Genomic DNA, 22922 nt, shown 5'->3' on the forward strand with positions numbered 1-22922 from the left:
GTTAATCTCTTTGAAACGCTCAATATATTCCAAAGTGCCCCACGCTCCTTATATCTGTCTTATTCAGGACCTCCTGCGGAAGGTACTTCTGCTCCTGAATGATTCTCCTAATCGCCGCACCGGCGCTCTGGTCAAAGAAGTCGATGAATGGGGATAAAGAGACTGTCTTAATATTGCGGGAACGCCGCAATGGCTGCGCCTTCTCAGCCCCGACTTTCGATAAAAGATAGGTGTATAGGGAGACGGTCGGCTTGATATCATATTCCAGATAGCGCTCCCGGAGCCGGTTGTAGATATAGATGCCCTCCTGGTCGATATCGCCAAAATAGAAGTACTCATCTTCAGGTGTTCCCCCGATTGTTTGCATGTACTCAAACTTCTTTAGAATGGCATTCCCCTCACCATAAACGACGAGATGAACTCCTGCAATTCCGCCCGACATCACTGCATTCTGCAACGTCCAAAAAGTATCCTTATTCTCTACGATGAGCACCGACCTTTGAGAAACGCCCTCATGTGCATAGAAGTTTTTCTGTATTGAGACAAAAGGTTCAAAGACACGCTTCGCCTTTATGTCGCGGAGGGTGAGTTTCAGGTTCCGGAGGATGATATCGCCGTCAACGGACGCCTCCCTGGGCATGGTGATCGCCTTTTCGTCACCGAACAGGAGATACGACCTCTCGTTTGCCGTCAGCTCTTCGGAGTCGCACTGGCGTATCAGGTCATTGATTCTCAGTATGTACTCGCGGTCCCTGGCATAGTGCTCGCTGTGCGTTGCATAATAGTCGATATCGATAGGAGGGGAGAGGGACAATAGCTCGTCTAGGTGCTCTCTTGAGAGCGAGGCACCATCTTCTGCGATAGATTCTCTGGCTATGGTGTACCTGTTCGGAAGCCGCCCGTACTGTTGGAGAGGTATTGCATTCTTCAACGGCTTCAGGACGCCAAGGTCAATATACATCCGGATAACATCTATGAACTGTTTTTGCTGCTCAGGATCTGCAAAAAGGGATATTCCATCTGCTTTGAGAGCAGCGTCTATATCGCTGATATGAACCCTCTTATTCTTATGCCGGAGAAGAATCGTTCGTAATAATTCTTCCATGTCCTCAACGAGTCATATTCGTGTAGGTTTACATAACCCATTCGATTTGGCCACCGGAAAGTTAGAACATCATTATGGAGATTGCAATCATTCTTTCCTTAATACCCCCGCCTCTCCGGAATCACCCCTCGCACCCCGCCCCGCGGATCCTCCATATCCCCGGCATACCGTGGGATGACGTGCACGTGCAGGTGCATCACCGTCTGCCCGGCAGCCTCGCCGACGTTCACGCCGATGTTGTAGCCGTCGGGACGGAACCGCTCGTCGAGGAGCCGTTTCGCCTCCCGCACGAGCGCCAGCAGTGCGACCTGCTCTTCGTCCGTCGCCTCGAAGAAGCCGGCGACGTGCCGGAACGGGATGACCAGCAGGTGGCCGGGGCTCACCGGATACTTGTCATAGCGGGCGTAGCAGAGATCGCTCGCGAGCGCGATCTCCTCGGGGCGAGGATTGCAGAACGGACAGGTCAGATCGCCCATGCCGCGTACCCCCGGACATCGGTTAAGTAGGTGCAGGTCTCGACGAGGCGCTCGAACGCCGCATCCTGCCAGCCGCTTTGCAGCCCCTGCGTGCCGAGAAGCGAGACCCCGATCTCCCGCTCGAACGGGCGTGGTGCGTGGTCGTGGAGCAGGTCCCAGTAGTCGGTAATACATTCCCGCCGGGACTCCAGGAGTAAACGGCCGGGAATCCGGTCACGCTTGTCGGCGTTGACCGGCCCGAGGGCAGGGAGGAGGTTCCAGAGGTCGTTGTTCTTCCAGACCGAGAAGGGGAGGACGTGGTCGATATGCATCGCGTCCGGCGACTGTATTGATCTCCCCGACCAGACACAGGTCAGCCGCCCCTCCTCCGCGAAGACCGAGCGGTAGATGCCGCGTGCATCCGCGATCGCCCGCTCCGTCGTCGGCGTCCTCGCGAGCAGGGAGAGCATGCACTCCTCGGTGACGGTCCCGGTCTTGTCCGCCGCCGCGGTGAACGCCGCCCACTTCTTCAGCAGGCACTCTTCGCCGGAGATGAAACTTCCGAAGTACTCGAAGATCGTGCAGAGGTCGCGGGAGAGGGAGAACCGGCCGGCGTTCTCGATCAGGTAGAGCCGGTCGACCGGGCGGCCCTTCGGCAGCCGGTACAGCGGCCGGGGGCAGTCGAAGACCGAGTAGTGCTCCTTCGACTGCGAATACCCGAGGTGCTTCATCGGCATTGCGGTGATGGTGCTCCGGATCTCCTTCACCAGCGTCCGCAGCGCCGGCTGGATCTCCTCCGGGATCGAGCCGCGGGTATAGTCATTGTAGAAGACCGATACCCCGCCCCGGTCGCGGTAGTAATCGATGACCGGCATGAAGGACTTCCGGAACGAGACAACCTTCCCGGCGTTCTGGTCAGGCGTCTCCCCGTTCTTCTGCGGGATGAACGTCGCTGCCGCGAAGATCGGGTAGTAGTAGAGCAGCCACTTCTCGACGAGCAGCCCGAGGGGAACGAGACCGCATCGCCGTCATCCTCCCAGAGATGCGGGTACTGCTGGCAGACCTCGATGACGCCCCGGAGGAGGGCGTACTTGTAGGTCGCGTCGGCACTATCCCGCTCGATGATGGTATTGATCTTTCGGTATTCGGCGAGATCCATGCTGCTCCAGGAAGAGATCGGGGAATGGGAAGATATGGGTGCCGGCTTTCGTTCAGCAGCGCCACCAGGATAGGGTTATCCCGCCGGAATCGTTCCGTATAGAACGATCTCTGCTCCCCGGTTTCACCAGCACAAGCAGTCTCACGCTCAAGGAGTCACCGGCTATCTTCCATCCATACTGCCGCTCCCGCCCGAATGGAGAAGGGCAGCCATATCAGGTACCGGGCGGGAGGGTAATTTTCGCTACCGATAGTAGGCCGTATAGCAGTCGTTACAGATCGGCTTGATCTTCGTTGTGCCGCGTTTGGTTCCACACTTCTATCCTTTCAGCATGCCTTCCCGATAGGGTTCATACCAGTCGAATACAGTATTCTTTGTTGATTCGTACCCGCCGTCCAGGTACATCGCCCCGATGATCGCCTCGAGTGTCTCGGCGATGACCGTAGGCTCTTCGTTCTGCTTCTGAGCTTTGGCACCCAGTCCAACACAGATCTCGTTCTGCAGATCAAAACGTCTTCCCAATTCGGCAAGAAACGGTCGGCTTTCAATAGTGCTTTTCTCAATTGTGATATCGCCTTTGGTTTGGTACCCCGATCGCATAAGGAGATCGCACAGTATTGCTTTCAGCACCGCGTCACCCAGTGTCCGGAGAGCATCCTGATCTTTGCATGCTTTCTGTTGCTGCCTCTCTTCATTTGCTCGTGAAGGATGGAGTAAGGCACGACGCAACAGATCTTCGTCTCTGAAAGAGTAATTGATCTTTTTTTCGAGATCGGATTCCATATAGACCCAATATTGGGTAATAATACAATAAATATATCTATTTCCGAAACATAGCCCAGATATCCCTCGGTTCTCCGTTCATCACAAGCATTGCAGCATTCAGTACGTACCAGCCACACGTTTCTTCTCGTAGCCTTCAACCTGCTGCGACGCGTAGCTGAAAAGCGCCGTCTCCACATCCGCCGGCAGCCACATACCCTCCTCCCGAAGCCCGGACTCCGTATAGCATGGCGGATGCGGACAGGCAATCCCATCCCGGTTCAGCGTCTGAGCGATATGGTTGAGAATCGCAACCCAGGTGCCGTACTCTCTCGGCCAGCCCTCCTGGGAAGAAGGGATCGTCCAGCGGTTTCCGGATTGGCTAACAGAGAGGTCAAGGAGTTGGTAGCGGTGAAGAGTTCGATCGTCCCCTCTCCCAAACGTCCGGACGAGCCGCGTATCGAGGGCTCCGAAGACCTGCGGTACCGCAAAGTGGAGGATTTTACTACAGTACGTCGGTCCGAAACCGCGAATCTGGGACTCGAGGATACAGACCGCGTTCTCCGGCTCTCTCGATAGCCAGCACGCCGGCGTATCGTCGACGTAGAGCGTTACCTTAAGAGAACTCCGGCAGGAGATCCCTTTTTTATTCGGAAGTTTTCCCCACTCAGCCACCTGCAGCAGGTGATCCCGGTTGATTGCATACCGCTTTGCCGCAGCCGAGATCTCCCGCTCTAGGCGGAAGAGATCAGGGAACCCTTTCTTCCAGGTATCCCCTTCCCAGATGTATGACCGGTAGAGGTTGGGCATATCCTGTTCCTGAAGGAATGTGCTGATCACACTGTACTGAGATGACGAGAGGGGCATGTGAATGGTCTCAAGGTGAGTTTGGGCGCTGGAACAATAATAAGGGATGATATTCGGGTTCCGGTTCGCCACCAGACCATTCCGAGAGCACGCTTTGGTAAACCTGGTTTTTCAGGAGATCTCCAGGTGGCGGTGAGTGAATGAAACATGGCAGATTAATATAGTCGCAGCATCCTGATAGACAGTTAAGAGTTGCCGTAACGTGAAACCGGGGGCGAGACGCTCTCCATCGACCCTCCAAAACCCCACACACGAACAACGGCATTCAAGGAAAACCTTCCATGACGACCCCGTACCCTCCGTCCAAACGTGATGACCTCGCGAGGTTCTACGTCCTGATCGACGAACTCAAAGACCGTCTCGGAGGATATCGCTATCTGTCCCGATGCCACGATCGGATGGACTGGCCGAGACGAGGGGTCTACTTCTTCTTCGAGCCCGGTGAAGTCCGCTTCGATGGGACGGCGTTGCGGGTCGTCCGTGTAGGAACGCATGCCATAGCCACGAATACGGGTACCCGGCTCTGGCGGCGCCTCGCCACGCACCGTGGAACCAGGAGCGGCGGCGGAAATCATCGCGGTTCGGTCTTTCGAAAACTCGTCGGCGCTGCGCTGATACACCGGGGAGACTATCCCGCCTCTGCTACGGCACTGTGGGGAATCGGCAACACAACCCGGCGGGAGGCTCATGAGAGAGAGTGGATTGTCGAGCGGGACGTCAGCGAGTACATCGGGAGGATGCCGTTCCTCTGGCTCCCGGTTGATGACGAACCCGGACCGGAAAGCGATCGTAAGGTCATTGAAAAGAACGCGATCGCACTGCTCAGTGCGGTTCACGGAAGCCCAGACCATCCCTCCGAGACCTGGCTAGGACACGCATGCCCCCATCCGGACATGCGTGCATCCGCCCTCTGGAACTCGGATCACGTGCGGGAGCCCTACGACCCGGCATTCCTTGACCTATTTGAGGGATATGTCTCGTCCGTGGCATCCAGTGGATCTCCGCTTTCAGATGAGAGTCTTGAAATCGTCACGCAGCGACACCGAAGCATGGACGATGAACAGCACGCAGATCACCTCTGGCTTGCCACAGTCACCCTCCGCTCTGATACATTCAAGTACCCGAACAATGACCCCGAGAAGAACCGAGCGAAGAACGAAGACCGGTTCACCGCTCTCACCCGGATCATCACCGACCTCGCGGCGAGCTATTCCGGACCGGGAGTCGTCGTGTTTCCCGGCGGGTATTTCCATTCAGGCACTGATGAGGTCGATGCGCAGGAGAACTCTTACCTGCAGGCAATGGTGGACAGGGTTGCAGGCCTGCTGAATGCTCTGCCACATCATCCAGCCCCGATCTATGCAACTATTGGCATTGACGGCAAGGTTGACGTTCAAGAGGGAGACTCATACCGGTACGATCGGAACCAGGTGGGCATCGCCGTCACGCGGGACGGGCTTGTCGCATTTGCAAAGAAATTTTATCCAACGGATGATCGCGAAAAGAATCTGGTCGATCTTGCTGAAAGTTACTCCTCACGCGAAACGGCACTCGGGCAACGATGGGATCGCGTGTTTTCGATCGGCAAGCAGGGATTCTACCTTGCCATTTGTAACGATATCAAGGGACTGCCCGCGATAGAAAAGCCAGATGGTGTCGCGTATATCCTGAATCTGGTTCATGGCTGTTATCGACCGGGTGAAGGCCCTAAATGTACTTATTTCGTTCGAATGGGATTTGGGGGTGCATCCAGGTCCTGGAAATGCCCGGTCTTCGGTACAGTTGTCTTCTTCCAACGTGACATTGCAGAGAAGTGGCGACCAGGCATGTACTACCGGACATGGGACAAGATGCCCATACAATGCACAACCGATGAAAACAGCACCATGCCCGAGCATACTCTCGATTTGATAGCATTGGCGGACGGCTATGCCCGCGTTGATGTATACGATCTTGACACACTACCCGCACAGGCGGCCATCACATCCGAAATATGCAGAGAGAGATCGAAGATTCCGGTGAGGTCATCGACGCCGCAAGTCCGTGAACCCGATTCAATCCTCGATGAGCGCTATAACCGGCTTCTCTCGGCACTGACACAGGTCTTCGGAAACACTGTCATGGAACAGAAGACGAAGAACACTATCCGTGGAAAGAATGTGATCGGATATCCCGGAAAACAGCAGATCGACATGATATCGTTGTTTAAACCGGGAAAACAGAGCGGGAACGGCATAAGATTCCGTATGTACACCCATCTCATTGCGGCACATCTCAATACTGGTGAGAAAACAATTGCAGCTTTGCTCCCACAAAATTCAGTGTACGGAGAGGAGCGGGAGAACCCGCATATTGGAGAGATCTTCCAGGAAGGTTCTTTTAAAACTGAAGGCGAGGTAGAGGCATTTCTAACCGGCGTTCAAGAGCTGCATGGCAGAGGTTGATCCCTCACAGTAACCTATTCAACGGTGTCGCTCTCAAGCAGCCCGCTCACACAGGCAATGTACCTCCCGGCATCGGTTATGTGAACAGTGAATCGTCTGCCCATCCAGATGCGAGTGATGTAGCCTGCAGTTTCCAACTTGTGCAGGTACTTCCGGTTCGTCCTGTTGAGGAGCTCCCGGTTCAGCGAACTTGAAACATATTCGCCGCTCTTGTTCTCCTTATCGGGCAGATGCTTGTAGCCTTCGATCCCTTTCTTCTGGAAAAGGGTGAAGAGGTCTTTGCTGGTCATTCCTTGCTCCCGCCGGTAGAGTTCGACAAGCAGCAGCTGACACTCGGCGTCCGGCATCATGATAGAGAAGTTGTACAGCGGTTCGACCCGTCCGGTCTTCACAATACTCAGACCGTGATCTGCCTCGAGCGCGGCATCGTCGCCAGTTGCATAGCGGTCAGCATGCACATAGTACGCCGTAACCCCGTGCACCATCGCCGCCATGGTGACGGCCACCGATGTCATCCTGCCGCAGGCTGACATATTGATGAGGATCTCGTTCCCCTGCCGCTTCTCTTTCACAATCAGGGACGAGACGACCCGGAGCACGTCGAGGATGTCGAACATATTGCAGTAGGTGACTTCCGGATGGACGCCCGCCGCCAGCAACCCTTCACAGACTTTCTTCGTATAGTGACGCTGCTTCTCCAGCATCTGCTCGTCCAGATCGGCGGTGTCCGGGACAACAATGACGTACGCCCGCTCGGCCCGATAGGTATTGAACGGCTGTACTGCCCGGTCGATCTCATGCCCGAGCGGGATCAGGTGAACCCGCTCGTTCAGGCCGTCGGGCCGGGGAGGCTTGATCGGATCGGAAGTCTTCACAATAGTCACAATAGTCACGTGAATTTATTAAAGGTTCCCCTGTGCGTATACAGCAATGGGACAGGGCGATGGGGAGCTCTGCTCGCACGAGGAACCAGAAATGAACGGACATACCATCAAAGCACCGGTAAGAGAGCGGATCGACAACCTGATCAAGACCTGTGACTTCGCAGATCTCTACCGCACGTACGCATGGAAACGGGATCGCTGGCAGAATGGATTCCCGGATATCTGCCGGCTCGAGCATGAGATCGGCGACGCGGCCAGAGCAGGAACACTCTCCGAAGACCACCTGAAAGCGATCGCGCGGTGGGGCGGCCTGCCGAGCATCGAGCGGATTAAAGCGCCCACCCCGATCCAGATCGCGCTCTTTGAGGATGGAAACGTCGCCCGATGGGCAGAAGACAATCCAGAGAACGCCATCCGCATACTCGCCGGTCAGATCCGGGGGTTCGGCCCCACCTATACCAGCAAGCTCCTGCGGTTCGCAGCACCGGAACTCTTCGGGGCTATCGACACCCGGATCGTCCGGGTTTTCGGAATAGGAGACACCGCATCCGACGACCTGCGCCTTCTCGACCTGACTGCAACGCCCGTCGACGGACGCTGGGCGATCCTCTCCGGTCAGCAGGGCTGGCCGGATGAGTATAGAATGTGGATCGCCATTCTGACCTATGCAGCGGCGCAGCTCAATGCAGCAGGCAAACTGTGCCCCCACCCAGACGCTTGCGTCGATTCAGGACTTCGCGAGCGTGGGATCTGGCAGAACGCTGATGTGGAGATGGCATTCTTTAATTACGCTTCGGAGAATATCCAGAACATAAGGAGGAACTGAAATGAATACCCCTGAAGACCGCTCACGGGAAGCAAATGAGCTGAGGAAAACTGGGAGATGCAACGATGCCCTGGAGATCTATCGTGAGCTCTGGGACGGCCAGTATCACAACGGATATACTGCTGCAGGCCTGCTGCACTGTCTCCGAAAGCTACACCGTATCAACGAGGCGATGACTTTCGCCGACGAGATCGCCGCGCGGTACCCCGATCTCAACTGGGTAAACCTTGAGGTCGCGTGGGCATACGTCGACTACATCAAGGAGATCGCAGAGGACGGAGCTTCCGTCCCGGTGCTCCACGCCTGCGGAGAGAGGGTTCTCTCCAGAAACCCGCCCCCACAACCGGTGAACCATATCGCCTTCACCATTATGAAACCGGCAAAAGACGCCAAGGACTGGAATACACTGGCAGCATGGATGTCCCGGGTCGATCCGTCGCTGCTCAGCCCGGCGGGGATGAAGCTCCCCGACGGCAAAGAAGGCTGGAGTTACCTTGCCCGGTGGTATCACTACCGGAACATGGGTCTCATCGGCACCGGGCGAGCGCAAGAGGCCCTTCCCCTCTGCCGTGAAGCGATCGAGAAGTTTCCGAACCAGTACAAATTCTTTGCATACGACCTCGCCAGGGCGTATGCGGGCATCGGTGCGTACGAAAAGGCAGCAGAGACATTTGACGAACTCTGCCGGAATGTCCGGCCGGACTTCTACCACCTCTTTGATTATGGAAAGGTTGTCCACCAGCTCGGCCGCCCGGAAGAAGCATTGGGACTGATGGCCCGGGCTGCGAAGGCAGGGCAACGCCCGGAGTTCATGGTCGGATACTTCATGGATATGGGTGACATCTTCAAGCAGGTCGGCCGCCTGGACGCAGCTCGCGACCACTATACGCTGGCAACAGCCCTGCGGATGCGAAATTCGTGGTCCATCCCTGCTGAATTGCAGCAGCGCCTCGATGAGAACGCCATCGCTTCGATCGAGGATTCCGTCGAGGAACTCACCTATCGGTGCAGTCGCCACTGGAGCGACTGCGAAACCGAACCGAGTCCCATAACGACGCAGTATGAGCGGGAAAAACCACTTGAGGAGGGAATCACCGGCACGATCTATCTCGGCCATCCAGAGCGCGAGTATTTCTTCATCAACCCGCCGGGCACTGACGGATACATTGGATTCAAGAACGAGCTCACCTGGGCACCTGAAGACCGGAGCCAGGTTGTATTCGATGTGGTTCCATCGTTTAACCGGAAGAAGAACGAGTGGGCTGCAAAGGCGGCGAACGTCCGACCGACAGACAATACCCCAGCAAAGTGAGGAGAACACAATAACAGGAGGGCATTTGAGATGGAGATAACTGTCATCGCCAGATTTGGGGTAGGCGATATCGACACCTATGAGATCTCACCGGCAGTCTTGGAGATAGTCGTAGATCCAGAACGAGGCGGGGTTGTGGAAGACATACTCCTCCGTCACTCCACTTTAGGGAACTTTCGGTACGCTGCAGAACCACCTCTCGGAAGATTCCAAATTACAGTAGGTCAGCATAGCGACCTTGACCGCATCGAAGAGGCACTGGTGGAGATCGCAACGCTGGAAGGCGATGGAGTTCCCTTTAACTTCAGCAACACCTATGCCATACGGGATCTCATCCGGGAACTGCAGCAGCAGCGAGAGGAGATGATCGTGAGAAAAGAGACTGACACGATCGAAGACGAGATCGCGACAGGAATTTACGGCGACGAGTATTACTGAGTGCCGCTTTCAGGGTACTCAAAACAGAGTGCACCTATTTGATGTTTTTTCAGAACCGATCACAGTTTTTAGATCAGCGATATGGTCTGTAGTAAAATAAACTGTTACCCGCCCCTTTGCAAGAACGATCTCCAATGCATTTCCTTCCATCCTTTCAAACAATGCTCTCATCAAATCACGTGACGCATTCGCATATTGGAACATTGCACTATGGTTAGGGCACAGCGCCAGATAGTTCTCACGATGGCGTTTCTTCAGGTCAGTCAGAAATTCAACCTTCTCCACATAGTAAGTCCCATCGTCAAGCTGAAAGGGGAGCGGTTTTTTACAGATCTGACAGATCATCACCCCATCACGATCTGTATAGTGGTCGCGAAGATATTGCTCAGCCTCTAACTTGACCTCTTCTCGGCCAATAGAGACAGAACGTTCTCGTGTTTCAGTGATCCGATCTTGAGCCATAGTGGCCTGTTGCGCAACACGTGCGGCTCTGAAGTCCGGGTTACGGGACTCATGTTCAGGGAGCTCATTCGTCCAAGGAGAACGCTGCTCTGCCAGGGGCTGATCAACAGCCAATCCTGGGCTATAAACGGGTCTGGTAGTTCCTTTGAAATCCACTGCATCACTACTCTGGCCGAACTCACCAACGATCACTCCGTCGCTTGCGGCGTGATGTGTCTGAGCACCCCCTTCACTGGAAGGAGCTGTCGTGGGTACTCCCTTCAAAGGTGATGGACTGACAGGCGCTATATCCTCCGGAAATAAGCCAGGTTCCCTCGACAACTCAGGTTCGAGAGAGAGAGTGTTTCCGTCTTCTCCCAAGGAATCAATCCACTCCCTGACCTCATCCGGAACTTTTAGATTTTCTTTCTTAATTCTCCATTCCCAATCGTTTTCGCCAAGGACAACTTCAACCCGGTTAGATAATTCGATGTAAGCGTGATTTGGCATTAAGCAACGGGCAATAGCCCAGGCAACAGAGTTTTTGACGTGACCACCTGAGCTGTTTGAAATAAGCAGTCTGCCCGAATCTATATCCAAGTACGCATCACAGGGTTTTTCTATCGCGATTTCCCCTAGGCGATAAACCACATTTAGTTCATCAGTCAGACATTCAGTCGTTTTCAGGAATGACTTGAGTGTTTTCCTCTCCAGCAGTCTCTTGTAATCATCCGGAAACTTTTCAAAGATCCAGGTAGCGACGAGAATTTTTGCCGAATCGGTCAGAAAATCAGGTTCTTCTTTATTTCGACGTCCACTATTTCCCACCACTGAATAGGTTACTGCATCTGAGAGATATCGAAGTCCGAAAGCCTGAAAAAATACCCCCCAATCCGCAGAAGAACCTTTTGGAGGATGCCATATCAGGTGGACGCCACTGCTTTGAAATATTTCTTTCAGTTCCCCATCGCCCGGAATAAATACAGATTCTGGAGATTCAAAGGTAGAATTCTGCGTCAATATTTTCGCTTCATGTTTGAACCCATCCCACCACGCGGGACGTTTCTCTTCAGCCATTGCACAGACAGGACGCACTTCCCGGTAGATGTTGGTCAGAATCTTTTCGATCCTCTGCTTTTCACCATCTAATTCACCCTGAAGAGACAGCCACCGCCGAGCGAAACATTCGGTGTCAACATCCTTTTTAACTGAGAGCGCATCTACAAAAAAACCCTTAAGTTTTGGGTAATGTTTTTCGAGGTAGAAGAACTCATCACCCAGCATCTCGCTGCGATCACTCCAGATGACTTCATTGATCGAAGCCCAGCGGGGCGCTGTTGCTTCCGCAGGTATGAAAAAGAGATTGCCTACCTTGAACCGTTTGATTATATCAGAATCTAGATCCAAAGAGGCGAGATATCGGTACACTCTTTCCGCGAACTCCGGGGATCCAGATCCTTTTTGCGACTGTTCTTCTAGGATGGCGACTAATTCTCCGGCGTTTACTTGATCTCTGATACCCAGTAGCTTAATCACACTTTTAGGAAGAGTCCCTCTAAAATAGGGAACAGAATCGCTAAAAATTTCTCGAATGTTCTCGAAATGGAGAAACGCTTCATCGGGACGGGTATAGCCTTTTGCCGTAGGCAGCCAAGGAGTATTTTTTAGCGATACAAGGAGTTCTGAATCGTAATTTGATTTTCTCCGAGAATAGTAAAAGTACGTGACCGTGGCTTTTAACCAAGGCATCGTTTCATTTTGGTGATTTAGCCAATTGATTAAACCTTGTGAAAATTTGACTTTCCCTGCTTCGTCAAGCGTGTGGAAGCGATTTAATAATTCAAAAGGTCGCCAATTGGATATTTTTCTTCCACTTGTGGAATTATTATCACGTACACATTCTCTTTCGTATACTGTCAGTGGACTAGATTCAAGATCTTCATTTTTTCGAGCTGGAGGATAGCGCGTAACCCCCACTTTATCCCACAGTTTTTCAATCCCATCCGGTAGACCAGTTACATCGTCACTGCAAATATAACGGTTTGAAAGTGAGACAAGGTGTTGCCTATCCTCTGTTGTCGCAAAGACGTTTTGCCATCCAGTTTCAGGGTCTAATGCTTCTGGCGTTACTAGGACCTGGATCCCAGGCAGGGCTTTTGCTTCCGACAGCAGCATCTTCCTGTTATCCGAGAGCAATACCGGAATATCCTTGAAATCAATCTCCTCCACTTCGGCAAACTGTGAGAGAAAAATGGTTACAGATACGAGCTCATCTTCTGATAGATATTTATACCCTATTTTAAGCGAGTCCAGAATATCAACTGCGCAATTTGCTTTTGAGAAGGGCTTAATTCTCAAAATTTTGGTCATCCAGTCGCAGATCTGTTTGTCGTTTTTTATTTTGCTGTAAAAATCCTTATGCAGAAAGGCCAGTGTTACACAGGTGCACTCAGGGACATCCCTCAGTGCTTTCTCACAGTCCTCATCGCATTCGAAATAAATTGGTTGCTCCCTGTCACAGGACCAGCGTGTTCCATTTTCCATCTCTATCGGGACAATCGGACAACCTGCCAAACCGGCTTCTGAAATAGAGGTAGACGAGAGATACTGGTAACTCTCTAGTAGCCAATCTAGGCTGTGCTGCTCAACCCAACCCCTGTCCAGAAAGCACTGTCTGACAATACCAGACGTATAATGTCTGACGCCAATATGTTCCAGTTGTTTTTTGTACGCCTCAATACTCTCCAGGACAAGCCGGTTAGCTAATAGTGCATCTGGATACGCCTTTGCCGAAAGCAAAGAGCGAAAATTCTTTCCTGCGGTCAAGGTCTCGGATGGCTTACATCTCTTCCCATCAGGTTCGGTCAGGATGACTTCTCGATCTTTGAGCGTATCCTGAATCGATTCTACAACCGGTTTAAAGAACGCCACGTGTGACTCAAGGGGAATAAAACGATATATTATCTCACCAAATTCGGTGATGTCCAGACATTTCTCAAACGCTTCAACAAAAACTGCAGGAATGCAATCCCGAAGCCATTGGTTCCAGGGTTCATCCTCATGGATAGCCTCGCGGGAACTTGGCAGGAGGAAATCAGCGTTGAGTAGAAATGGCAGGCCTGTATCTTCACGTACAGGGAGGTAGGCAAAAACCTTGCCGGCACTTTTAGTCTCGCTGTTTAGCGGGAACGCAATCGAGACAGATCTATTTTCAATCCCTTTCCTCTTTTCCGGGTTAATATCTGCTGGTTTGTCAAAAGATTGGGTGTGTAAAATGAATTCTTGAGTATAAGCAAAAGACTCACCTTGATCTTTCCCTTCAACCAGAACTTGAACCAGTGGTGTATTGGTATCATCTTTCCGTATCGAGCGTTTGTAGCCAGATTCTGTTTCTATGACAATTTCTTTCAGTTTCGAAAGGAAAAGAATAGTTACCGGATCGATTTCTTGGAGCATTTTCGCGATATGCTCGTAGGAAAAGTGCGGTTTGCTGAGCGGCAGGATGATCGTAGTTCCTGATCCGCTGAGGTTTCTAGGAGCTTCGTCGATCCACCGGGGTACGATATATCCCAGTCCGGTTATCTCATTGTGCTCCGGTAAGCAGAATCTGTAGCCATTGGAGAAAATATGAGGGTTTGTTGTCACACGGAAGACGGACTTAAAGCCAATTCCCTTCTCGCCGATATACCCCTGAACTTTGGTTTTGGTTGACTCACCTACCTTGCAGATAGCATCGACATTTTCAGGGGAAAAGCCAACCTCGTTGTTTTGAATGATCATCGCCCCGTCTGATCCGGGAGTGCCCATTGGATCAGATCTTACCAATCGAAAGGAAAGGGATGGTTTCAGTGCAGTATATGCGTTATCTTCCGCATTCTGGATTAACTCAAAGATGAAATGAGTATCCTTGTTATACAGGTCTCCTGCAAGGATCTTGATCGAGTTATAGAGGCTATCCCTGACGCGCGGCACACTGCTTGCTGCCTCGAACTCCCCACGTATTTGTGCGATATGATTCCATGGATCTAAAACCATTCTCTCAACTCCCATTGTCCGCCAGATTATGAGTTCAACACGTTCGTTCCCAGAAACTGTTTTCCAACTCGAAGCTCCCGGTTGCGGTGCGGACGTTCTCACCCATGCAGCACATCACCTTACCAGAACAGTCCCGAACATCACCGGAGTTGCGTGAATATCACCACTGCTTGCAGTTTGTTGGAGACCTTTCATACGCCGGTTGAAATCAGCGTTAGCCCTCGCCAGCTCACTCCGTTTCATCAATAGGATCTTCTCGTTTGCGTTTCCCCGAATCTGATCCTCAATAGCCTTACATCGTGCCTGGTGGCTCACCATCAGGCTCTGGATGCGGTATTCAACCTGCTGACGGTTTTCAGCAATGTGATTCGACCGTGCGGCAGTCCACCGGGTGTAATGTCGGCCGTCCAGATCTTCAAATTCAGACGGATCAGGTAGTATAGCATTTTCGATGTCCGTTGCAGACTCCAAAATTGACAGCAGTACCTCTTCAATGGCTGGTTCAGAGGCGACCGGGACAAGTAACTCATCCGGGTTCACACCCTGCTTCTTCCAGCGATATAGTCCGAAAAGATAGTTCCCGGGTGGCACCTCTGCATTCTGCACGGAGAGAGCAGTGTAAACTACCTGATTAGGTTGTAGAAAATGGGCAGCCTGCCTCACCAGGGGATGCACTACTGATAGATACACAACCTTTGTCTGTTCTGCCGCTGCCTCCTGATCAAAGGTGACGGACAAGGTAGGCTGATCGCCCTTGAGCCACCCCTCCCATTCTCGAGCGACTGGTTCGGATGAGCGGGGTAGACGTTTGAAATCTTCGAGCAGTCGGCCTCTGGCTTCCATGTTGAGTCTTAAAGTCTTGATAGCCCTCTCTCCGAGCAGGTGTTCCGTTTCTGTGCCGAGGATGTCTGCAATATAGCAGGATACACACCGCTGAATCGCTTCCGGAGATAACCAGTAACTGTCAGCCTCCTCGATCTCCTGAAGCCAGGTATGGTTCGGTATATTCAGTCCAACCAGTTCGGCCTGCCTCGTTTCAAGTTCCTGTTCCTCCTCAATCCGGCGAATACTGTTATCTGCAAGCTGACGAAGTCTACTTTCGCGTTCCTCTAGAGTTAGGGTAAATCTCTCGGCAATTTCATGAATCTCCTGGGTTATCTCTCCAAGAATCTCTTCATTCCCGCCAACAGAATGCTGGAAAACACCGATGCGCCATAGGCAGCGCTCATAGATATCGGCATCAATAGTACCGGGTGTAACGAAGTTAACGATGGCAACAGTCTCGCTTTTCTGCCCGTAGCGATCGATGCGACCAATACGCTGTTCGATTCGCATGGGATTCCAGGGCAGGTCATAATTGATAAGGAAATCACAGAATTGGAAGTCGAGACCTTCACAGCCCACCTCAGAAGACAGGAGAAGATCGATGGCCAGGGGGTCTTCCTTGGGTAAAGCAAACCGACGGCGCAGATCGGCGCGTTCCTCATCTCGCACACTCCCATGAATAAGTCCGTAGCGCAGTTCCGTGCGTTCCACGTACTCGGCCAGGTAGGCCAATGTGTGGCGGAATGTGCTAAAAACGAGAATTTTGTTGTTGGATAACTTACTCTTCTCCGTAATAATTCTGACAAATGCTTCGACCTTTGGATCGGAAGGGTCTAAGTTATGAGATTTCTCCAGCAGAGCCTTGATGTCTGTCCGCAACTGATCGATGGAGCTGAAATCGGGCTCATCGTCGCTGTCACTCACCTCCATAAACTCAAGGCCGTTGAGGTGCCCGCTCAGCATGTCTTCGAGGAGTGGAGCCAATCCATAAAGGCAACTCGCTGCTTGCCGGCGAACTGTTGTCATCATAAATTTTACATTCTGCTGATCATGACTGAACGCCAGAGCCGTTTCGATTATGTCGAGGAAACTGTCGTGAAATTCCTTTTGTGCAGCAGTAAATTCGACCGTCACGGTTTCGGGCTTACGCGTGGTGAACTCTCCGATATCGCGCCGACGTGTTCGATTAATCAATGAACTAAATGTGTATAATTCTTCAATTGACCGGGTCAACTGGATTCTATCGATATCTGTGAGCGAATTTTCCCGCAGGCGATCATAAATGCCCTGAAATACCGCTGATTCTCGCAGGAACTGTCGACCCCATGGGGTCTGGGCCACCGCTTTAAGACTGATAAGGGCGTTATCCTGCCAACCGTCCGATCCTCTGCGGCAATGTTGCACCGCTTCTGTAATATAACGGTTCGGCTCCGCCATGCGGTCATAACTGACGGAGTCAATTATCAGATCAGGCCTCAGTACATTGAGCAGGGTATAAAGATCGCGGCTATTCAATTGAACCGGTGTTGCGGTGAGGAAAACAACAGCTTCGGCATGGTCACAGAAATAGCGTATTCCCTCATGCAGGTAAGTATCCGGGTTTCGAATATGGTGAGCCTCGTCAACAATAACCAGATCAAACTTCGGTGGCGGATCCAACGATAGCAAACTCTGATGCTTTCGCCGGCCAGGCTCCTGTGGGCCGGACAAAAGTTTTTGATCGAAAAGTGAAAATGGCAGAATGGCCTTAGCGTACTGTTCAGGCCATTCTCCCTCGAGGTGAGTTTCATGAAGACAGTGTCTGAGCAGTTTGCCATCTAACGCGGTGAAGCGTTCGTCAAAGCGCTTCATCTCCACATACCACTTCCGTTCAGCGACCAGAGCACGGGGACAGATGATCAGAACTGATGACAGGTCCATTCTTGCTTGCAGTTCCTTCATTATGAGTCCCGCTTCGATGGTCTTGCCGACACCCACTTCATCGGCGATCAATAGGCGTGGACGATCGGATCGGATCATCTTCAAAACCGGCCGATATTGGTAAGGGACAAACTGGACTCGACCTGAACGTAAGGAAAGGAGATGCGTGGTTGAGGGTGACAGAAGTTGAATACTTGTCAGATAAGCCTGCACTTCGTTGGATGTGAGCACCCTGCGTTCATCTGTAACCTCAGAGACCGCTTGTAACTGGCTTTCGTAGTAGGTGGCTGGGCTAGAATCTTGAAAAACACGATAACGACACTCACCAAACCCCGGGAGCACTTCAATCACCGGCATCACTTTTTCCGGGTTTGAACGCAGGGTAACAAGATCGCCCTTTTGGAACAGCGAAGCAGGGGAGGGAGGATTACTCACATTAGTAGCGTGAGTTTCGGAATGTTCACTTGGGCAGGACAACGCATGGGATGGCAGGCAATGTGCCTGGATAATGCCATCATTGGCTCTTGCCATCGAAGTAACCGCTGCCGCTTTCACTCCTTCTACAGCTTCCAGGGAAACATCCAAAGCCTCAACCATCATCAGAAGGCGACCAAGAGTATCTGCATCCCGATATCTTTCGCTGTCTGGCATCGCATCTGAAGACAGATGAGCCCATCTATTACGCACAGTCTGAAGTTCCTTTACCCAGGTTCGACCTTCACGGGGCAAGGAAAACATCCTGGAAAGTTCGTACCAGTTCTGATCCAGCACCCTCAGCAGTGCAGCAAAATCAAGCTGTCGGAGCGACGTATAACCCTGCTCCTGTATGAATCTCTGCTGCTGAAAACTTAGGCATTCCATAACATTCTGCTGCCACCAGTCTGGAGATAGATCCGGCAATCTCGAGTTGAGAAACCGGGATAACTCCACTGTTGCTATTTGGATGAGGTTGTTCAAAGTTTCCTCCCCTCTTAACCGATTATAGAGCATTTTCGCCTTTGATACAACTACCAATTGTGCAAAATACGAGATCTATCACCGGTAATCAACAAAGACCATGATCTACGCTAGACGCTTCCCTAGTATTTCCTCTGACCAATCCTCAAACCACTTTTCCATCCATGCTCTGGATCATCTGATTTTTGCCTAAGTTTATCAACCGTGTTGAGGATTGAAATGATCAAGCCGCTATATATCTCTAGTATTGATTGAAACTATCTAAATATTCCGGAAAGTAAAAAATCTCTTCTTAAAATTAAGATTCGATGTCAATCAGCTCGTTAGTGAAACCATCTGGATCTCTACGAGGGTCAGGAGGTGAAACATCGGAACTATCTCTCCAAAAGCACCACATACGACACCTGCTCGTGCCAGCTCAAGTGCCACGACCGTCCAGCGAGATCTACTACGTCACGTTCTTCCGCGATGCGGTCTGGATCACAAGCTACCAGGACAATGCTATCCGCCAACGGTCGAGACCAGGGCAGATGGCATCCCGGAGCTCAGGTGAGAGGGAGCGCCCTCTCTCCGCACTGGAAAATGGCTATTTTTGGTTATTGCCCAGTTTTGAGGCCAGTTTCAGAGGGTGGATCTCGGCGGAATTATAACCCGGAGCATAGCGCCCGGGTTCCTGAAATACAGAGGAAACATCGAGATATAATAGCCGTATGGGGGACAGTAATTTTGAGGAGGTGGAATCTACGCCTCGCCTCGAGATCGGCCATCTTTGAGCGCCTATAGGCGTCTGTGAGGGTGGTTCTTCCGGTGGATGCGGCTGGGAGTGCAGGTATATATGGATTGCTTAACCGGAACAGCCGCGAGCATGCCCGGCCCTGAGCCGGTGATGCGAGCGGCGGGCTGGAGCAGCCGTCACGCTGCGAGGCCGTGCCGAGCGAGTGGGGGCGTCCGAGATCCCGTACGCCGGGAAGAACCAGGGCGATGTTCTGCAGCGACCACTGGGAGCAAAGAAGCTCGCCCGGCTGCTCCCGCCCTCGAAAACGGAGAGGCCTCCTCCCCGCCCCGGTATTGGAGCACTCTAGAGATAGTCGCTGAGACACGTGCCCTCCGGCGCCCTCGGCTGCTGCATCCGATGCAGTGCACGCCGGGCAACGCACCGCACGCCCTCATCCGGTTCGGTCTCCAGAAGCGCTGTGATTGCCTCTTCGATAACCGGATGGCGTTCCGTGATGCACCACCCGCCGAGCCGGGAGACTGCGGCAGACCGCACAGCGGGGTCGGGATCCTGCAGCGCCTGCAGGATGCATGTCAGTGCCGCGGGCTGCCGAGTAAATTTGAGCCCGTAGAGCACTCTGATGCGATCGTCCGGATCGCCGCTCTGCAGCAGGCCGACGAGCGGCGCTACCGCCTGCTCACTGCGGGACGAGCCCAGGGTCATCGCCAGCTGCACCCGCACGCGGGCGCTGCTCTCGGTGGCCAGGGCGTCGGTGAGCGCCGCGATCACCTCCGGCCGGTTTTGGATCTTGCCGAACCGTGCTTTCGCCTCGGCATACCGCACCTCCGGATCGGGGTCGTGGAGGTTTTCGAGGGAGAACCGGTGGCGGCTCAGAATACTGCTGCTCGGGTACATCGACGCACGTCCTTGCACGGCCACGATCGATCGCCTGATCCGGCGGTGCGTTCGGGCTCGGCCGCCGGAGATCAATCGGATGGGTGCCTAGACTCTTCTCAGCCCGGGGGTATATCAATACTGCCTCATTGACCTGAAGAAACCCTTGCTGATGGCAGGCTCCCGGGGGGAGGCTGGGTGCTTGTACTCAGGTGAAGATTTCGCACGATCCATTCAACCTGATCACGCATCTTCGCATACGATTCAGCATATGGCAGACCCGTTGTGGATCTCTTCCCGGCGGTAGGATCCGGTTTCGGATTCAGGTTTTCTGCCGGAGTATTCACTGTACCTATTCACCTGTACCTATTCAAGTGAGTATTCACCCTGTTATGTGCCTGCCGAACACCTTAAAATATTCAGCATATGGCATACCTTTTTTCGGATCTTTTGGGGGGGTATGATTCAGGGTTCCATTCAGGTTTTTCAGCATGTATATTCAGGGTTCCATTCAGATTTTTCAGCATGTATATTCAGATTTTTCACGCTGGCAGGCACAGAGGGCGATGCCGACATGACCCGGGTGCGCATACCGGTTCTCACTCCGGCACACGGAATGTCCGTCGTTCGAGCATTGCAGCCGCCAGCGGGGACATCTGCAGGCCGAGACGCTCTTTTGGCGGGCTAAAAGGGTAACGTCGTCTCTCCGGGATACACCACTCCGGATCAGGTACACCCTGCCGTAGCCTGAACAAGAGAGTCCTTCTCCGGGCCGCTTTCGCGTCTGGTGCGGCACTGCTGGTAACGTTATCCGGGTTGCATCAGCTGCTCACTCGTGCTGTGCGCACGGCAGCGGTAACGTTACCGATAACGTTACCGATAACGTTACCCTTCGATTAATACCTATTAATCGAAACATTCCCGATAACGTTACCTTTAGATTAATACCCACTAATCAAAACATTCCCGGCCTGGAGCCGACCGAGAACCGACGGCCGGCGTCGTGACGGCATTTGCGAGGCTGTGGGGAACTGGGGCGATCTCAGGGAGATCGCGGATATGAATGCCTGCACCGGAGCAGACGATCGCCCCGTCACCGGGACGTTGGCTTCAGCTCGCCCCCTCTCGATCCCCCCTGCGGAGGCGGGCTCCTCTCTCGCCGGGATCACGGCAGGGGAGCCGCCGGCCCATACTGGGCGATGGCGGTCTCCCGGACTCGCCAGAACGAGGAACGCTTGCCTCGCTTCTGCTCCAGCCAGCCGTCGGAATAGAGCTTCCGGAAGGTGCCGACCGTAAACCCGGGGATCGCCCTCGCCTCCCTGAAGGTGAAGGGGAGGGTGCCGAATCGGGCGATCAGGTCGCGGAGGAACTCCACCTTGTAGGCACCCCCGCCCCGGAAGGCAGTCCGCATCAGCAGCCACCCCCGGGAGCGATCTTCGCGAGGTTGGCCGGATCGATCTCCACCAACCGCCATTTACCGGTTCTGATAAGCGTTTCAGCGACTTTTCTGTGCAGATCTGGCAGATGTTCCAGCTGCTCTCGAGTGATGATCTGGATACTCATACTCATCCATGAAACGTCACATTTTCCTCAGATAAATTCGATTTTGGACGATTCTTAGGCAGTTTTATCCAGAACGGGGCAGGATCCTGGACGAACGAATCCAGAGTCTTTATCAATCCGGACGATCAGATCCCTCTCCTGACACGGGAGCCCCTCCACCGTCCAGGTGGGGGTGCCCTCCCGGACGGCAGGAGAAGATCGATGCCCGGCGAAACCAGCCTCACGAATAATAGGATTGCAGTACAGAATGCTTCCCGAGCGCGCCGCCATGCGGCCAGGGAAATCGAAATCATCCGCCACCTGCTCGCCAACCCGGAGCTCACCACCCTCGAGATCGCCGCCCTCTGTGGGTTTGGCGCCCTCCCGGACGGTGGCCGCGACAACGTCCGGCGCCAGATGGATCAACTGGAGGGGGAGGGATATCTGGAGGTCGAGGAGCGGCTGCAGTCGGAGACCCGGCGGGTGGGCTACTACTGGATCCGACGCGATATCGGCGTCATCCGCGACCTCGCTGCCCGTAGAGAGTATCAGAACTACGCCGACGCGTTCCGGGAGAGCGGCTGGGTGCGGGACATGATACTCGATCAGGGGATCGATTTCGACCTCGGGGACTGCCGGGAGGACGCGAGGGAGATGCTCCGGGTCTCCCGCCGGTTCTTCGACTACTGCCTCCACAACCCGGTCAGAGACGACGATATTCTCGACTGGACAGCCCGGATCGAGTTCCCGGTTCCCTCGGCGCTCTGGTTCTCAGAACGATTCGACGTCGAGGAGGCACATCAGCCACGGCCGCACCTGATCTACGACCTCTTCACCTTCTGCATGTTCGCCGATCAGATCGAGACTCCCCTCGACCTGGAGTCCTACGTCTTTCTCACGACAATGGCGAGGAAAGCCGCCTGCTACCGGCAGACGGCGCGGGGGTACCGGACGTCCGTCGCGGTCATCGACGCGATCCTCGCCGTCCGGGACGCCTGCGATGAGAACGAGGGCGCCTTCCCCGAGGCCCTGGCCGAGAATCTCGACACGTACGAGGAGTTCCGACGGGTGTTTCTGCGCACGAAACAGCCCCTGCCCGAGCTGCGAGAGGAGCTGGATGAGACCTACAATGCGATCGCCGCCGACCTCGGTCTCGCGACCGTCCGGGGTGAATGCGAGATTGCATTCGAGGATTTCCGGATCGATGCCCCCGACGGTGTCGTCATCACCTACAAGGATATCCTGGCGATCGTCGAGCGGGAGTACGATGCGGTGTTTGACGAGATCGAGCGGGAGAATGCCGCTGCCGCCGACCAAAAAGAGAAACCGTGAGCGAGCAGG

General features: G+C 53.5%; 15 protein-coding genes. 5 read left to right on the forward strand and 10 right to left on the reverse strand.

Going from position 1 to position 22922, the window contains the following annotated elements; genetic code table 11:
* Positions 1-19: 19 nt before the first annotated feature.
* From BP846_RS04840 to BP846_RS04860, 5 genes are all read right to left on the reverse strand, one after another.
* Complete coding sequence (locus tag BP846_RS04840; RefSeq protein WP_292392998.1) at positions 20-1105, reverse strand: Wadjet anti-phage system protein JetD domain-containing protein; 1086 nt, start codon at positions 1103-1105, stop codon at positions 20-22.
* A gap of 98 nt (positions 1106-1203) precedes the next feature.
* Positions 1204-1581 carry an HIT family protein gene (locus BP846_RS04845; protein ID WP_292393000.1) on the reverse strand — a complete coding sequence of 126 codons (378 nt, stop codon included), beginning with the start codon at positions 1579-1581 and terminating at the stop codon, positions 1204-1206.
* On the reverse strand, positions 1569-2435 hold the full coding sequence (locus BP846_RS04850) for an HNH endonuclease domain-containing protein (RefSeq protein WP_292393002.1): 867 nt from the start codon (positions 2433-2435) through the stop codon (positions 1569-1571). The genes BP846_RS04845 and BP846_RS04850 overlap by 13 nt, the downstream gene beginning before the upstream one ends.
* A 602-nt stretch (positions 2436-3037) precedes the next feature.
* Positions 3038-3502 (reverse strand): ribonuclease III domain-containing protein, encoded by a 465-nt coding sequence (locus BP846_RS04855; RefSeq protein ID WP_292393004.1) that lies wholly within the window; start codon positions 3500-3502, stop codon positions 3038-3040.
* Positions 3503-3601: 99 nt separating this feature from the next.
* The gene (locus BP846_RS04860) at positions 3602-4291 is read right to left on the reverse strand and encodes a hypothetical protein (RefSeq protein WP_292393006.1); all 690 of its coding nucleotides are present in this window, start codon (positions 4289-4291) and stop codon (positions 3602-3604) included.
* Positions 4292-4629: 338 nt separating this feature from the next.
* On the opposite strand from BP846_RS04860, the gene BP846_RS04865 reads away from it, so the two are divergent.
* The gene (locus BP846_RS04865; protein ID WP_292393008.1) at positions 4630-6792 is read left to right on the forward strand and encodes a hypothetical protein; all 2163 of its coding nucleotides are present in this window, start codon (positions 4630-4632) and stop codon (positions 6790-6792) included.
* A gap of 14 nt (positions 6793-6806) precedes the next feature.
* Here the strand turns inward: BP846_RS04865 and BP846_RS04870 are convergent, their stop codons facing one another.
* Complete coding sequence (locus tag BP846_RS04870; RefSeq protein ID WP_292393010.1) at positions 6807-7667, reverse strand: DUF6293 family protein; 861 nt, start codon at positions 7665-7667, stop codon at positions 6807-6809.
* Between the two features lie 100 nt (positions 7668-7767).
* Here BP846_RS04870 and BP846_RS04875 point away from each other — a divergent pair, with 100 nt between their 5' ends.
* The 3 genes from BP846_RS04875 (at position 7768) to BP846_RS04885 (ending at position 10252) form a co-directional block, all read left to right on the forward strand.
* Positions 7768-8502, forward strand: a complete 735-nt coding sequence (locus tag BP846_RS04875; protein WP_292393012.1) for a hypothetical protein — start codon at positions 7768-7770, stop codon at positions 8500-8502.
* Between the two features lie 172 nt (positions 8503-8674).
* The gene (locus BP846_RS04880; RefSeq protein ID WP_292393014.1) at positions 8675-9814 is read left to right on the forward strand and encodes a DUF7017 domain-containing protein; all 1140 of its coding nucleotides are present in this window, start codon (positions 8675-8677) and stop codon (positions 9812-9814) included.
* Between the two features lie 30 nt (positions 9815-9844).
* Positions 9845-10252, forward strand: a complete 408-nt coding sequence (locus BP846_RS04885; protein WP_292393015.1) for a hypothetical protein — start codon at positions 9845-9847, stop codon at positions 10250-10252.
* Positions 10253-10270: 18 nt separating this feature from the next.
* Here BP846_RS04885 and BP846_RS04890 read toward each other — a convergent pair whose 3' ends face one another.
* The 4 genes from BP846_RS04890 to BP846_RS04905 form a co-directional block, all read right to left on the reverse strand.
* A complete protein-coding gene (locus BP846_RS04890) occupies positions 10271-14743 on the reverse strand; it encodes a sacsin N-terminal ATP-binding-like domain-containing protein (RefSeq protein ID WP_292393017.1) in 4473 nt (1490 codons plus the stop codon).
* 99 nt (positions 14744-14842) lie between these two features.
* Complete coding sequence (locus BP846_RS04895; RefSeq protein WP_292393020.1) at positions 14843-18430, reverse strand: helicase-related protein; 3588 nt, start codon at positions 18428-18430, stop codon at positions 14843-14845.
* Between the two features lie 1078 nt (positions 18431-19508).
* Positions 19509-20060: a HEAT repeat domain-containing protein gene (locus tag BP846_RS04900; RefSeq protein WP_292393021.1), complete on the reverse strand. Its 552-nt coding sequence runs from the start codon at positions 20058-20060 to the stop codon at positions 19509-19511.
* Between the two features lie 1144 nt (positions 20061-21204).
* Complete coding sequence (locus BP846_RS04905) at positions 21205-21450, reverse strand: hypothetical protein (protein WP_292393023.1); 246 nt, start codon at positions 21448-21450, stop codon at positions 21205-21207.
* Positions 21451-21803: 353 nt separating this feature from the next.
* On the opposite strand from BP846_RS04905, the gene BP846_RS04910 reads away from it, so the two are divergent.
* Positions 21804-22913 (forward strand): hypothetical protein, encoded by a 1110-nt coding sequence (locus BP846_RS04910; protein WP_292393025.1) that lies wholly within the window; start codon positions 21804-21806, stop codon positions 22911-22913.
* Positions 22914-22922: the final 9 nt, after the last annotated feature.

The organism is Methanoculleus sp. UBA303, from assembly GCA_002501655.1.
GTDB lineage: Archaea > Halobacteriota > Methanomicrobia > Methanomicrobiales > Methanoculleaceae > Methanoculleus.

What these genes read in the sequence shown, in the direction of transcription:
- BP846_RS04900 (WP_292393021.1), bottom strand. Translation starts at nt 20,060, where the DNA reads ATGTACCCGAGCAGCAGTATTCTGAGCCGCCACCGGTTCTCCCTCGAA.
- BP846_RS04850 (WP_292393002.1), bottom strand. Translation starts at nt 2,435, where the DNA reads ATGCCGGTCATCGATTACTACCGCGACCGGGGCGGGGTATCGGTCTTC.
- BP846_RS04890 (WP_292393017.1), bottom strand. Translation starts at nt 14,743, where the DNA reads ATGGGAGTTGAGAGAATGGTTTTAGATCCATGGAATCATATCGCACAA.
- BP846_RS04885 (WP_292393015.1), top strand. Translation starts at nt 9,845, where the DNA reads ATGGAGATAACTGTCATCGCCAGATTTGGGGTAGGCGATATCGACACC.
- BP846_RS04875 (WP_292393012.1), top strand. Translation starts at nt 7,768, where the DNA reads ATGAACGGACATACCATCAAAGCACCGGTAAGAGAGCGGATCGACAAC.
- BP846_RS04910 (WP_292393025.1), top strand. Translation starts at nt 21,804, where the DNA reads ATGCCCGGCGAAACCAGCCTCACGAATAATAGGATTGCAGTACAGAAT.
- BP846_RS04865 (WP_292393008.1), top strand. Translation starts at nt 4,630, where the DNA reads ATGACGACCCCGTACCCTCCGTCCAAACGTGATGACCTCGCGAGGTTC.
- BP846_RS04905 (WP_292393023.1), bottom strand. Translation starts at nt 21,450, where the DNA reads ATGCGGACTGCCTTCCGGGGCGGGGGTGCCTACAAGGTGGAGTTCCTC.
- BP846_RS04855 (WP_292393004.1), bottom strand. Translation starts at nt 3,502, where the DNA reads ATGGAATCCGATCTCGAAAAAAAGATCAATTACTCTTTCAGAGACGAA.
- BP846_RS04845 (WP_292393000.1), bottom strand. Translation starts at nt 1,581, where the DNA reads ATGGGCGATCTGACCTGTCCGTTCTGCAATCCTCGCCCCGAGGAGATC.
- BP846_RS04840 (WP_292392998.1), bottom strand. Translation starts at nt 1,105, where the DNA reads ATGGAAGAATTATTACGAACGATTCTTCTCCGGCATAAGAATAAGAGG.
- BP846_RS04880 (WP_292393014.1), top strand. Translation starts at nt 8,675, where the DNA reads ATGACTTTCGCCGACGAGATCGCCGCGCGGTACCCCGATCTCAACTGG.
- BP846_RS04860 (WP_292393006.1), bottom strand. Translation starts at nt 4,291, where the DNA reads ATGCCCAACCTCTACCGGTCATACATCTGGGAAGGGGATACCTGGAAG.